Origin of the sequence: Eikenella glucosivorans, from assembly GCF_016025525.2 — a bacterium.
Lineage (GTDB): Bacteria > Pseudomonadota > Gammaproteobacteria > Burkholderiales > Neisseriaceae > Eikenella > Eikenella glucosivorans.
The window spans coordinates 93,962-106,763 of sequence record NZ_JACSGR010000007.1 but is presented as its reverse complement, the minus strand read 5'-3'; the positions used below and the strand labels follow the sequence as shown (position 1 = coordinate 106,763).

Genomic DNA, 12,802 nt, shown 5'->3' with positions numbered 1-12,802 from the left:
AACTGTTCTAGCCCGCTTCCGCCGCACGCGGAATTTTCAGACCCAGCCATTTGATGTGGCTGTGTTCGTCGAGCTCTTTCACGGTGATTTCGATGCCGCCGATGTTGATGCGGTCGCCGGCTACGGGCACGTCGCCGAAGCGCCGGCGGAACAGGGTAACTAGCTGCAGCCCGGCCTCTTCCGGCTTGGTCTGCAAGCCGTAGGCCTGGGCCAGCTCGTCGGCGCGCACGTCGGGGCGCACCACGAATTCGCCGTAAAACTGCTGCTGCCCGGGCACGTTGCCGGCAAATTGTTCGGCAAATTCCTCGCCCTTGTCTTCCGGCAGCACATACCACACCACATCGCCCGCCTGCATGCGCGTGCTCATATTGGTTTGCAGCATTTGCCCGTCGCGTACCAGGGCGAAGAAGCGGCTACCTGAAAAATCTGAGCTGCGCGTCATGGCATAGGGGTGGCTGTTTTCCGCATCGGAGCCGGCTTCCACGGCAAACGACTGCATCAGCACCGGCAGCGTGCGCGTGAGCCACAGCTCGCGGCTGGCCTGCGGTTCGGGCGCGGGCGGGATCACCACGCCCAGCCGCCGTGCCGCCACCGGGATGGTGGTACCCTGCACCAAAAGCGACAAAATCACCACGGCGAAGGTAACGTCAAACAACAGCATCGAGCCTTGTACGCCCATCATCAGCGGCATCAGTGCCAGCGTTACCGGCACAGCGCCGCGCAGGCCCACCCAGCTGATGTAGATCAGCTCGCGCTTGGCATAGCGGAACCAGCGGATGGAAAGCCACACCGCCAGCGGCCGCGCCGCCAGCATCAGAAACGCACCGATCACCAGTGCCTGCCAGCCGTGATCCAGCAGCCGCGAGGGCGACACCAGCAGCCCCAGCACCAAAAACAGCGCCGCCTGCGCCAGCCAGGCCAGGCCGTCCATCACATTCAGCACGTGTTCCGTGGCATTGTTGCGCGAGTTGCCGATGAGCAGCCCGGCCAGATACACCGCCAGAAAGCCGCTGCCGCCGAACATATTGCTTACCGCAAACAGCATTAGCCCGCCTGAAGCAATCATCAGCGCATACAAGCCCTCCGCCAGCCGGATGCGTTTGAGCATAAAGGCCAGCAGCTTGCCTGCGGCAAAGCCGAACAGCAGCCCCAAGCCCAGCTGCTGCACCAGCATCACCAACACCTGCAGCAGGCCGGACTGCTCCGGCTGCGCAATCAGCCCGGTAAACGCCGTTACCAGCAGGATGGCCATCGGGTCGTTCAGGCCGCTTTCCAGCTCCAGCGTGGCCGACACGCGCGAATTGAGCCTAACCCCGCTGTTGCGCAGCAGCGAAAATACCGCCGCCGCATCGGTGGAGCCCACAATCGCCGCCATCAGGAAGCCCAGTTTCCAGTCGATGCCCATAAACAGGGTGGCGAACAAGCCCAGCAGCAGCACGCTGGCCACCACGCCCAGCGTGGCCAGCACCGCTGCCGGCTTGAGCGCGATACGCACCGTGGACATCTGTGTGCGCAGGCCGCCGTCGAGCAGGATGATGGCCAGCGCCAGCTGCCCCACCAGTGCGGCGGCCGTGTAGTTGTTGAACTGGATGCCGCCGATGCCCTCTTCGCCCGCCAGCATGCCCACGCCGAGGAATACCAGCAGCAGCGGCATGCCGAGCCGTGCCGACATACGCGTGGCCACCACGCTGACAAACAACAGCGAAGCCATAACCAGAAACAGGGTGTTGAACTGCTCCATGCGGGAATCCTTATGGGTGAAATGTTGCGGGGAAAATGCCGGGTGGCAGCAATTTTGTTGCCAAGGCAGGCGGCGGGAATGAGGCTACCTGAAAATTATTCGCTGCCGATACCGTCAAACTCGATGCCGTTTTTCAGATAAACCTGAATACCGTAGTCTTCCGACCAACTGCCAAGCCAGCCTATCGACAGCAGCATATCGGCACCGTTGCCGTAATAGCTGCGCTTATCGCCCGGGTTATCCAGCGTAATGATTTCGGGGCTGAGAAACTGCCAGATATTCTCGGCGGTGATGGCGGGTGAATCGGGAATATCCCAATCGCCGCTGTTTAAACAGGATAGCAATTCGTCGCGTATCAAATCCAATATTTCACTGCGGTTTTGATAAAAAGTTTGCAACACGTTTTGCTGTGCCGCCGTTGGGCCGTCTAACTCGGCATAAATGGTTACATTAAAGCCCTCTGGCCCGAATTCGGGTATCAGCCATTTCCCTTCCCAAGTTTTCCGCCGGCCTTGCATGGTTAATTGCCCGATAAGGGGAAGGTTGAAGGTTTTCTTCAGCATGGTAGTCTCTGTGTGTGGGAAGGCCGGATGGGGGCTGGTTGAAAAAGGCTACCTGAAAACGATTGCTTTTGGTTTTCAGGTAGCCTGTTGCGGAATATCCTTTCGAACTACACCAGGAATTTTTTAATATCGATTCCCTTTTCCTGCGCTTCCACAATCCATTTCGGCCGTTTGCCCACGCCGCCCCAGGTGGCGCCGGTTTGCGGGTTGCGGTATTGCGGACGGCTTTGCTTTTCTTTCAGGCCGGCCTCCACATCGCTCAGGCTGATGTCGAAAGTTTGCATCAGGGAAACGATTTGGTTGATCTTTTTCTTCTTCTCGGAAGCCACGCGGCGTTGAATACGGTCTTCCAAGGCTTTTTTCTGTTCCAGGAGTTGGTCTAGGGTTTCACGGGCTGCCATGAATTTTCCTTTGCTTCGGTTATTGGAATGAATGTGGGAGGATTATAAGGGAATATCGGATGGAATGGGGAAAATAATTAACCCGATTCGGCAGATTGAAGTGCCGAATCGGGCTGGATTGTTTGGCGGAAACGGGGCTTAGGCTTGCAGCAAGGATTGCAGTTCGCCGGCCTCATACATTTCCATCATGATATCGGAACCGCCCACGAATTCGCCGTTTACATACAGCTGCGGGATGGTGGGCCAGTCGGCATATTCTTTGATGCCTTGGCGGATTTCTGGGTTTTCCAAAACGTTTACGGTGAGGAAGTCATTGCAACCGGCGGCCTGCAGGATTTGCACGGCGCGGGAGGAGAAGCCGCATTGCGGGAATTGTTTGGTGCCTTTCATAAACAGCACCACGCGGTTGCCGCTCACGATTTGTTTGATTTCTTCTTGAATGCTCATGGTGTTTCCTTTTGTGAATTAGATATCGGAAAGGTTATGCCGGTGCGGATGGCAAACGGCGTTTGAAACGGCGGGCATTATAGCCGATTTGCCACCGCGCAATCAGTTTTATTCGGGCCGCGTCCACGCGGCGGCAAAGAAGCCGTCGGTGCGGTGGGCGGCGGTGTCGAGCTGCAGATAGGGGCTACCTGAAAACAGCTCGGCGCAGTCGGGCAGCAGTTCGGCGGCGCTTTCCAGGCGCCAATCGGGGTGGGCGGCGCCGAAGCGTTCGGCTTGGTGTTCGTTTTCGGCGGCGAGCACGCTGCAGGTGGCATACACCAGCCGGCCGCCGGGACGCACCAGGCGGGCGGCAGCCCCGAGGATGGCGGCCTGCTGTTTTTCCAGCTCGGCGATGCGCTCGGGCGATTGGCGGTATTTCAAATCGGGGTTGCGGCGCAGGGTGCCGAGTCCGGAGCAGGGCGCGTCGACCAACACGCGGTCGGCCTTGCCGGTGAGGCGGTCGAGGCGTGGGTCGGTTTCGCTGCCGATGCGCTGCGGGCTGATGTTGGTGAGGCCGGCGCGTACCATGCGCGGTTTGAGTTTGGCCAGGCGTTTTTCGGCGATGTCGAAGGCGTAGAGGCGGCCGCTGTTGTTCATGGCGGCGCCTAGGGCGAGTGTTTTGCCGCCGGCGCCGGCGCAGAAATCCACGATGATTTCGCCGCGCCGCGCGCCGGTGAGGCGGGCGAGCAGCTGGCTGCCTTCGTCTTGCACTTCGATGCTGCCGTCGAGGAACAGCGGATGGCGCATGAGGGCGGATTTGTCGTGCAGGCGGATGCCCCACGGCGAGTAAGGTGTGGCTTCGCAGCGGATGCCTTCGGCTTGCAGTTGGGCAAGCACTTTGTCGCGCTTGGCTTTGAGGGTGTTCACGCGCAAATCGAGCGGGGCAGGGGCGGCGGTGCTACGACCGAAGGCGAGGATGCGTTCGCTGCCCCAGCCTTGGGCGTGCAGCTGGGCGATGAGCCATTCGGGCAGTTCGGCGGCAGTGTTGAGCTGCTGGGCAAACTCGGTTTTGCGGGCTTTCAGGCTGCCGAGGAATTGGGTGTCTTCTTCGTCGGTGCAGCCGGCGAGGGTGGAGATGCTGAGGCCGCGGCCGAGCACGAGGGCGGCGAGCGCGGCGCGGCGGGACTGGCGCACGGGATCGGGCAGGGCGCTTTGGATTTTCTGCAAATGGCGCAGGGCGGAGAATACGGTTTCGGCGATTTCGTGCCGGTCTTGGCGGCCGAGCTTTTTGTGGCTGCGGAAATAGGCGGAAACGAGTGCGTCGGCGGGCTGCTCGAAGCCGAGGATTTGGCCGAGCAGGGTGCTGGTGTGGAGGAGTTGGGCGGGGGTCATTTTGGAGTGGGTTTGATTTTTCAGGTAGCCTTTGGGATGCAGGGGAAGGCTACCTGAAAATTTGTGGATAAGAAACAGACAGGCTGTGGTGCAGCTTGTCTGTTGGGTGTTGTGCGGCTTGCGTGCGGCTTTATTTGGCGGGCTGAATGGGGTGGCCGTCGATTTTGCCGCTGCGCAGTTTGAGCTCGTAGGTTTTGCCGTCGTCGGTGTATTTGATGCGGGCGGGGATGTTGGCGAAATCGGGGGCGAAGGCGTATTCGATGGTGTCGTCGCCGCGCTGCACGCGGAAGCGGTTGACAGGAATGCTGGCGCCGTTGATGTTGTAGCGGGCGGGGGGCAGGCGGGTCATGCCGCGCACGGGATAGACGCGTTTGCCGTTGGTGATGTGCAGGTTGGCGGGGAGCTGGCCGTTGTTCAGCGCGAGCTGCCAGGCGAGGGTGAAGAGGTCGAATGTGGGGCCGCTGATGGGCTGGCTTTCGGTTTGGCCGGTTTTGCCGTAGGTGATGGTTTTGGTGCCGTAGTTGAAGGTGGCGCCGGCGTAGGGGCGGCCTTTGCGGGTGTCGCTGTAGCGGGCGGGCTGGAGGCGGTTGCCGCTGATGCTGCCGTTGGAGGAAAAACGCATTTTGTAGAGGGGGACGTTGATGTCGGCGCTGACGTTGTAGTGGCCGCCGCTTTGGTTGAAGGTCATCACGGCGGGCACGCCGTAGGGGCCGATGTAGTGCAGCTCGGCGTTTTGCGGGAAGGGGGTGTCGGCTAAGGCGGGGGTGGCGGCGAAGGCGGCAGCGAAGAGGGCGGCTGCGGCGGTGAGGCGGAGGGCGGTCATGGGCTTTCCTTTGGTTAATCAGTTGGCTAAGGAAGGTGTGTTTCGGCTAGGCTGCGCGGCGGCGGCTTTGGGGCGGCATTATAGCCCTAAGTGCGGCGGCGGGGGCGGGCGGTTACATGGTTTGACGGGAATTTTCAGGTAGCCTGTGGCGGAGAGGGGCTACCTGAAAAATCAAACTTCGGTTTCAGGTAGCCTTTGTGCGGCTGCGGGTGCGGCGGCAACGGCCTGCTGCGGGTTGGCCGGAGGGCTGGCCGCAGGCGGCGAGCAGCAGGGCGGCAAGGGGGAGCAGGTGGGTGCGCATGATGGCTCTTTCTATATGAATGGATAGGGTTTCAGGTAGCCTGATTATAAGCTGGAGGGAGGCTGTCTGAAAGTGGTGCAGGCAGGGTTATGGCTATATTTCATTAATTGGGATGATGAGACGTGAAAAGGCTACCTGAAAAATGGTTTCAGGTAGCCTTTCTTTGTTTCTTTAAAGGGTGTTAGCGCCCGGGGAACATGCCTTTCATGCCCTGCGCCATGCGCATGAGTTTGCCCATGCCTTTGCCGCCGAACATTTTCATCACTTTCTGCGACTGCTCGAACTGTTTGAGCATTTTGTTCACTTCCTGCACGCTGGTGCCGGAGCCGGCGGCGATGCGGCGTTTGCGGCTGGCTTTGAGCAGGGCGGGGTTGGCGCGCTCTTTCGGGGTCATGGAATTGATGATGGCTTCCACTTTGCCCATGGCTTTTTCGGCTTCGCCTTCGGGGATTTGCGCGGAGAGCTGCCCCATTTCGCCGGGCAGCTTGGACATGAGCGACTGGATGCCGCCCATATTGCGCATCTGCTGGATTTGGGCGCGGAAGTCGTTGAGGTCGAAGCCTTTGCCTTTGTGCAGCTTTTTGGCCATGCGCTCGGCTGTTTCCTGATCGATGCCTTTTTGCACGTCTTCAATCAGGGTGAGCACGTCGCCCATGCCGAGGATGCGGCCGGCGATACGGTCGGGGTGGAAGGGCTCGATGCCGCCCACTTTCTCGCCGGTACCGATAAACTTAATCGGCTTGCCGGTAACATGGCGCACGGAAAGCGCCGCACCGCCGCGCGCGTCGCCGTCCATTTTGGTGAGGATGACACCGGTGAGCGGCAGGGTTTCGTTGAAGGCCTGCGCGGTGTTCACGGCATCCTGGCCGAGCATGGCATCGACCACAAACAGGGTTTCTACCGGGTTTACGGCTTCATGCAGCGCCCGGATTTCGGCCATCATGGCTTCGTCTACCGCCAAACGGCCGGCGGTATCCACCATCAACACGTCGTAGAAATGCTTTTTGGCGTAATCGAGTGCGGCCTGGGCAATGGCTACGGGCTGCTGGGAGGTGTCGGAGGGGAAGAAATCCACGCCCACTTGTTCGGCCAGCAGGCGCAGCTGCTCGATGGCGGCTGGGCGGTATACGTCGGCCGACACCACCAGCACTTTCTTGCGCTGTTCTTCTTTGAGCAGGCGGGCGAGCTTGCCCACGGTGGTGGTTTTGCCCGCACCCTGCAGGCCGGCCATCAGCACCACGGCAGGCGGCACGGCAGCCAGGTTCAGGTTGCTGTTTTGCGTGCCCATCAGCTCGGTGAGGGCTTGGTTTACCACGCCGATAAAGGCCTGGCCGGGCGTGAGGCTGCCGATGACTTCGTGGCCGACAGCGCGTTCTTTCACGCCGGCCATAAAGTCTTTCACCACGGGCAGCGCCACGTCGGCTTCCAAGAGCGCCATGCGCACTTCGCGCAGGGCTTCTTTGATGTTGTCTTCAGTCAGGCGCGCCTGGCCGCGCATTTTCTTGGCCCACTGGCTGAGGCGGCCGGATAGGTTGTCTAACATATTGTTCCTTATGCGGGGAAACGCGGCGGTTGGCGCGGTTTCCCCTGCTGATTGAGGGGTGTTTATTCGGAAGGGGCGGCGGATTTGGCTGCGCGGAAACTCAGCTTTGGCTGTGTTAAGGCATCGCTCTGCTGCGCCGAAGCCGGTGCTGGCCGGCGGCCTGTTTCAGGTAGCCGCTATCTGCCGCAAAGTTTGCTAAAATCGCGGCATTTTACACTATATGCGCGGCGGCTGCTTCCTGTGAGGGGAAACCGGCAGGGCTGCGCGCGGAATGGAAACGAGATGGCCGGATTGTTTGTGTTGCTCGGGCTGCTGTATGGCGGGTTGGGCGGGTTTGCCTGGTGGTTTGGGCGGCGCGGCGGAGGTGGGGATTACCCGCTTAAGGCGGAGCTGCTGGTGTTGGCGGCGGCGCTGCCGGCACATGCGGTGGCTGTGTGGCAGCCGCTGCTGGACGGGCGTTTCCCCAGCGGCATCGGCTATGCGCTGAGCCTGCTCACCTGGCTCATGCTGCTGCTGTATTGGTGCGGCAGCTTTTTCTATTCGCTCAAGGGGCTGCAACTGCTGCTTTATCCCTTTGCCGCGCTTTCCATGCTGGCGGCGGCGCTGTGGCCGCAGCCGGGCGCGGGCTATGCGGTGGGCAATCCGGCGTTTGCGCTGCATGTGGCTTCGGCGCTGCTTTCCTACAGTTTGTTTGGCTTGGCGGCATTGCTCTCGCTGCTGATTTTGCTGCTGAACCGCCGCCTGCGTGCGCACCGCATTTCGCCGCTGGTGTCTTTCCTGCCGCCGCTGTTGAGCTTGGAAAAGCTGATGTTTCAGAGCATGTTGGCGGGCTTTGCGCTTCTTACGGTGTCAGTGGGCGGTGGGCTGCTGTTTTCGCCGGAGATTTTCGGCAAGCCGCTTTCGCTCACGCATAAGAGTGTGTTTGGGGTGCTTTCCTGGATGGTGTATGCGGCCATCCTGCTGCTGCACCGCACCCGCCGCTGGCGCGGGCGCACGGCGGCGCTGTGGAGCCTGGCGGGCTTTGTGTGCCTGATGCTGGCTTATGTGGGCAGCAAGTTTGTGTTGCAGGTGTTGCTGCATCGGGTGTGAACTTTGCAGCGGAAAAGGCTACCTGAAAAATATTTTCAGGTAGCCTTTGTTGTGCCTGTGCCCTTATCGGCAAGCCCTAGGCTTCATCTGCCTTATAGCCTTTGAGGGCGAAGAACAGGATATACACATAGCATGCGGCGGGCACGAGGTAGGAAATCATCAGGCCGACGTGGTCGATGATGAAGCCCTGCGCCACGGGCACCAGCGCGCCGCCCACGATGGCGGTGGAGATAATGCCGGAGGCGGCGCCGGTGAATTTGCCCAGGCCTTTGGTGCCTAAGGAGAAAATGGTGGGGAACATGATGGAGTTGAAAAAGCCCACCAGCAAGAGCGACCACTGCGTGACCATGCCGCCGCCTGCGGCAATCGCCGCCAGCAGCAGCAAAACGGCCATGGTGGCGTTGAAGCCTAAGTATCGGTTGGGCGCGATTTTGTTCATCAGGCCGGCGCCGATGAAGCGGCCCACCATGGCGCCGCCCCAATAGATGGAGAGATAGCCTGCGGCCTGGTTGTGGGTGAGGCCGGCGGTGTGCTCGAGCACGTTCACCATCAGCGAACCGATGGCCACTTCCGCGCCCACGTAGCAGAAAATGCCGATGGCGCCCAGCACCATGTGTTTGTATTGCCACACGCTGGTTTTGCCGTCGTGTGCGGCTTCGGTTTGCTCGGCGGCGATTCGGCGCGCATCGGGCAGCCTAATCAGCCCGATCAGCACGGAAAGCAGCACCATAAAGCCGGCCAAGCCCAGATAGGGCAGCTGCACGGAAGAGATGCGTTCGGCCTGGCTGGCGGCGGCATCCACAAAAATCAGTGCGGCGCCGATCGGCGGGGCCACGGTGGTGGCCAGCGAGTTGAAGGCCTGAATCAGCGTGAGCATCACCGATTCTTTGCCCTTGGGCGCGAGCAGGGTAACGTAGGGGTTGCCCGCCACTTGCAGCAGCACGATGCCGGAAGCGAGGATAAACAGCGCACCCAAGAAGATGGGGTAAGACGCGCTGGCGGCGGCGGGGTAAAACAGCAGGCAGCCGAGCGCGGCAATCAGGAAGCCGCCGATGATGCCGGCTTTATAGCCCATTTTTTCCACCAGCCGGCTCATGGGGATGGACATCACGGCATAGGCGGTGAAGAAGCAAAACTGCACCAGCATGGCCTGGGTGTAGTTTAGCTGGAAGATGGCTTTGAGGTGCGGGATGAGGATGTCGTTGAGGCAGGTGATGAAGCCCAGCATGAAAAACAGGGCGCCCACCACGGAAAGCGCGAGCGTGTTGCCGCCGGATGGGGTGCGGGGTTGGGTGGATGCGGTCATAAGGTTCTCTTGAATTAGGGTGAGTAAGCAAACGGCGGGGATTATATAGCGAATTAACTTAACTTTCGCTACGGCGTTGGCTCGCCTTGCTGTACGTGTGTACTATCTGCGGCTCGCCGCCTGATATCGAAAGTATGCTAATCCGATATCGGGGGTTTTGGAAAAAAGGCTACCTGAAAATGATCGAAGCTGAGTTTGGCTCCGTTGCAGATGCGCTTTCAGGCAGCTTTTTATTTTTCAGGTAGCCTTTATGGATGGTTTGAGCGGCAGGGGCTACCTGAAAATGCGGATGGCCTGGAAACAGGGCAGGCAAACCGCAGGTTTGCTTTGGCAGGCGGTATTGCTACCTGCGCTGAAGCTGGCATTTTAGCTTCGCAGAAACTCAGCCTTGCTCTGCAAGACATCGGTCCACTGCGTTGAAGCTTGCGCTTTCAGGTAGCCTGATTTGGCCGTGCGGGTTTACGGCTGTTTTGCCGCTGCCTGCCGGTAGCGCTCGATCAGGGCGGCGGTGGAGGCGTCGTGGCGGGCGGCGGGGGCGCCTTGCAGCTCGGGCAGGATGGTTTGCGCCAGCACTTTGCCGTATTCCACGCCCCATTGGTCGAAGGAGTTGATGCCCCATATGGCGCCCTGCATGAATACTTTGTGCTCATACATGGCGAGGATCATGCCGAGGGTGTAGGGCGTGATGCGCTCCACGAGGATGGTGTTGCTGGGGCGGTTGCCGCTGAAGCTGCGCTGGCCGGCGAGGGCGGTCTGTTCGCTTTCCGGCAGGCCTTGGTGTGCCAACTCGGCACGGGCTTCGGCCTCGCTTTTGCCGCGCATCAGGGCTTCGGCTTGGGCAAAGGCGTTGGCCACCAGCCGGAGGTGGCGGCCGTCGTCTTCTTCTTCGCCGAGCAGGGGCACGATGAAATCCACGGGAATCACCTGCGTGCCTTGGTGGATGAGCTGGAAGAAGGCGTGCTGGCAGTTGACGCCGGCTTCGCCCCAGATGGCGGCGCCGGTGGCGCAATCGGCGGGGCTGCCGTCGCGGCGGCAGTTTTTGCCGTTGCTTTCCATGTCGAGCTGCTGGAGGTGGGCGGGCAGGCGGCGCAGGCCGTGGCTGTAGGGGATGACGATGTGGCTGGCGCTGCCGCAGAAGTTTTGCTGCCAGATACCGATGAGGGCGAGCAGGGCGGGGATGTTGTGCCGCCACGGTGTGTTCAGGAAATGCTCGTCCATGGCGCGGCCGCCGCGCAGGAAGTCGCGGAAATTTTCGCTGCCGACGGCGCACATCACGGGCAGGCCGATGGCCGACCACACGGAATAGCGCCCACCCACCCAATCAAACATGGCAAACACGTTTTGCGGGGCAATGCCGAATTCGGCGGCCGCCTCCACATTGGCCGACACGGCGGCGAAATGCTGTGCGATGTCGGCTTCGCTGCGGCCGGATTGCAGAAACCAGCGGCGCGCGGCGTGGGCGTTGAGCAGGGTTTCGGGGGTGCGGAAGGATTTGCTGGCGATGATGAAGAGTGTGGTGCTGGGCTCTACGCGGTGCAGGATGGCATCCAAATCGGCGCTGTCGAGATTGGCGGCGAAGTGCACGTTGAGGTTTTGCCGGTAGGGCGCGAGGGCTTGCGCCACCATGCGCGGGCCCAAATCCGAACCGCCGATGCCGATGTTCACCACGTCGCGGATGGGGGCGCCAGTGCAGCCTAGGTGTGTGCCGTTTTGCAGGCGGGTGGCGAAATCGAGGGCGCGGTTGAGTTCGGCATGCACTTGGGGCACGATGTTGAGGTCGTCCACGAATACGGGCGGGGCGTTTTCAGGTAGCCTCAGGGCGGTGTGCAGCACGGCGCGGTTCTCGCTGAGGTTGATTTTGCCGCCGGCATACATTTGGCGGCGCAAATCGGCGGCGCCAGATTCGTCGGCCAGGCGGCAGAGCAGCTCGAGGGTGTCTTCGCCGATGCGGTTTTTGCTGTAGTCGAGCAGCAGGCCGTTTAGCTTGGTGTGCATGCGTTGGAAACGGTCGGGCTCGGCGGCGAAGCGCTCGCGCAGGTGGAGGTGGGCGGTGGCGCGCTGGTGTTCGGCCAGGGCTTGCCAGGCGGGGAGGGCGGTGGGGGACATGGCGGTTAGCGTTTGGGCAGGGGTGGGCTGGGCGGCTGGGCGGGTTTGGAATGGCCGGGGGTTTCTGCCGCCATTTTGAATCTAAAAGCTTGGGTGATGATGGATTCCACCGGCTGCCCGTTTTGTTTGGCCGGGGTGAAGCGGTATTGCCAGGCGGCACGCTCGGCGGAGCGGGCGAACAAGGGGTGGGTGGCGGAGAGCACCCGCACGGCTCTGACTTTGCCTTGGGTGTCGATACGCATCTGCACCGTGGTGCTGCCGGTGATGCCTTCTTCTTCATACTGCGGCGGGTAGGCCGGCTTCACGGAGTGGATGAGCATGGCCGGTTCATACGATGGCTTGGCGGCGCAGGCGGCCAGCAGCAGCGCAGCGAGTGCGGGAAAGAGGATTTTACGGATCATGGTTTTCTTTGTATGGACGGGTAGGAGGGGCTACCTGAAAACATGCGAGGCTACCTGAAAATGCAGGCTCAACGAAACTCAAACGGGCGGGCTGTTCCGGCTTTGCAGAAGCTGCTCTGCGTTTTCAGGTAGCCTCTTGGTTGGTTTCTTTGGCTTCGGGCAGGCGCAGGAAGGTTTGGCGGTAGTGGCGCAGCTCTTCGATGCTTTCGAGGATGTCGTCGAGGGCCTGGTGGGCGCCTTTTTTGCTGAAACCGCGGTAGGCGGCGGGGTGCCAGCGGCGGGCGAGCTCTTTGAGGGTGGAGACGTCGAGGTTGCGGTAGTGGAACCAGGCTTCGAGGCGGGGCATGTAGCGCAGCATGAAGCGGCGGTCTTGGTGTATGGTGTTGCCGCAGAGTGGGCTGGTGCCTTGGGGTATCCAGGGGGCGATGAAGTCGAGCAGGCGTTGCTCCACTTCGGCTTCGCTGAGAGTGGATGCTTTCACGCGCTGGGTGAGGCCGGTGCGCGCGTGGGTGGCGGTGTTCCAGGCGTCCATGCCGTTTAGCAGCTCGTCGCTTTGGTGGATGGCGTAGGATTCGGATTGGGCGAGGATGTTTAAATCGGCATCGGTGATGACGGCGGCGGCTTCGATGATGCGGTCGTGCTCGGGGTTGAGGCCGGTCATTTCCATATCGAGCCAGCAGAGGTTGGTGGGGTTGGGCTGTTTGGCCATG

General features: G+C 61.0%; 12 protein-coding genes. 1 reads left to right on the top strand and 11 read right to left on the bottom strand.

All coding sequences use genetic code 11. The annotated features are described in order from the left end of the window. Positions 1 to 7: 7 nt before the first annotated feature. From H9Q10_RS09785 to ffh, 7 genes are all read right to left on the bottom strand, one after another. Positions 8 to 1,741, bottom strand: coding sequence for a potassium/proton antiporter (locus H9Q10_RS09785; RefSeq protein WP_197903799.1), 1,734 nt, complete (start codon positions 1,739 to 1,741; stop codon positions 8 to 10). Positions 1,742 to 1,836: 95 nt separating this feature from the next. Next, a complete protein-coding gene (locus tag H9Q10_RS09780; RefSeq protein WP_197903798.1) occupies positions 1,837 to 2,304 on the bottom strand; it encodes a hypothetical protein in 468 nt (155 codons plus the stop codon). A gap of 107 nt (positions 2,305 to 2,411) precedes the next feature. Beyond that, on the bottom strand, positions 2,412 to 2,705 hold the full coding sequence (locus H9Q10_RS09775; RefSeq protein ID WP_197903797.1) for an H-NS histone family protein: 294 nt from the start codon (positions 2,703 to 2,705) through the stop codon (positions 2,412 to 2,414). A 138-nt stretch (positions 2,706 to 2,843) separates the two neighbouring features. After that, a complete protein-coding gene (gene grxD, locus H9Q10_RS09770; protein WP_197903796.1) occupies positions 2,844 to 3,152 on the bottom strand; it encodes a Grx4 family monothiol glutaredoxin in 309 nt (102 codons plus the stop codon). Positions 3,153 to 3,260: 108 nt separating this feature from the next. Beyond that, complete coding sequence (locus tag H9Q10_RS09765) at positions 3,261 to 4,523, bottom strand: RsmB/NOP family class I SAM-dependent RNA methyltransferase (RefSeq protein ID WP_197903795.1); 1,263 nt, start codon at positions 4,521 to 4,523, stop codon at positions 3,261 to 3,263. 130 nt (positions 4,524 to 4,653) lie between these two features. Further along, positions 4,654 to 5,346: a DUF3108 domain-containing protein gene (locus tag H9Q10_RS09760; RefSeq protein ID WP_197903794.1), complete on the bottom strand. Its 693-nt coding sequence runs from the start codon at positions 5,344 to 5,346 to the stop codon at positions 4,654 to 4,656. A 482-nt stretch (positions 5,347 to 5,828) separates the two neighbouring features. Continuing rightward, complete coding sequence (ffh, locus tag H9Q10_RS09755; RefSeq protein WP_197903793.1) at positions 5,829 to 7,190, bottom strand: signal recognition particle protein; 1,362 nt, start codon at positions 7,188 to 7,190, stop codon at positions 5,829 to 5,831. Positions 7,191 to 7,472: 282 nt separating this feature from the next. On the opposite strand from ffh, the gene H9Q10_RS09750 reads away from it, so the two are divergent. Next, positions 7,473 to 8,279, top strand: a complete 807-nt coding sequence (locus H9Q10_RS09750) for a cytochrome C assembly family protein (protein WP_197903792.1) — start codon at positions 7,473 to 7,475, stop codon at positions 8,277 to 8,279. 76 nt (positions 8,280 to 8,355) lie between these two features. On the opposite strand, the gene H9Q10_RS09745 is transcribed toward H9Q10_RS09750, so the two are convergent. The 4 genes from H9Q10_RS09745 to orn all read right to left on the bottom strand — a co-directional run bounded on the left by H9Q10_RS09745 (position 8,356) and on the right by orn (position 12,801). Further along, positions 8,356 to 9,585: a sugar MFS transporter gene (locus tag H9Q10_RS09745; RefSeq protein WP_197903791.1), complete on the bottom strand. Its 1,230-nt coding sequence runs from the start codon at positions 9,583 to 9,585 to the stop codon at positions 8,356 to 8,358. A gap of 459 nt (positions 9,586 to 10,044) precedes the next feature. Continuing rightward, positions 10,045 to 11,691 (bottom strand): glucose-6-phosphate isomerase, encoded by a 1,647-nt coding sequence (gene pgi, locus H9Q10_RS09740; RefSeq protein ID WP_197903790.1) that lies wholly within the window; start codon positions 11,689 to 11,691, stop codon positions 10,045 to 10,047. A 5-nt stretch (positions 11,692 to 11,696) separates the two neighbouring features. Further along, positions 11,697 to 12,092: an energy transducer TonB gene (locus tag H9Q10_RS09735; protein WP_197903789.1), complete on the bottom strand. Its 396-nt coding sequence runs from the start codon at positions 12,090 to 12,092 to the stop codon at positions 11,697 to 11,699. Between the two features lie 124 nt (positions 12,093 to 12,216). Beyond that, entirely contained in the window at positions 12,217 to 12,801 is a 585-nt protein-coding gene (gene orn, locus H9Q10_RS09730; RefSeq protein ID WP_197903788.1) for an oligoribonuclease, read from the bottom strand. Position 12,802 lies beyond the last annotated feature (1 nt).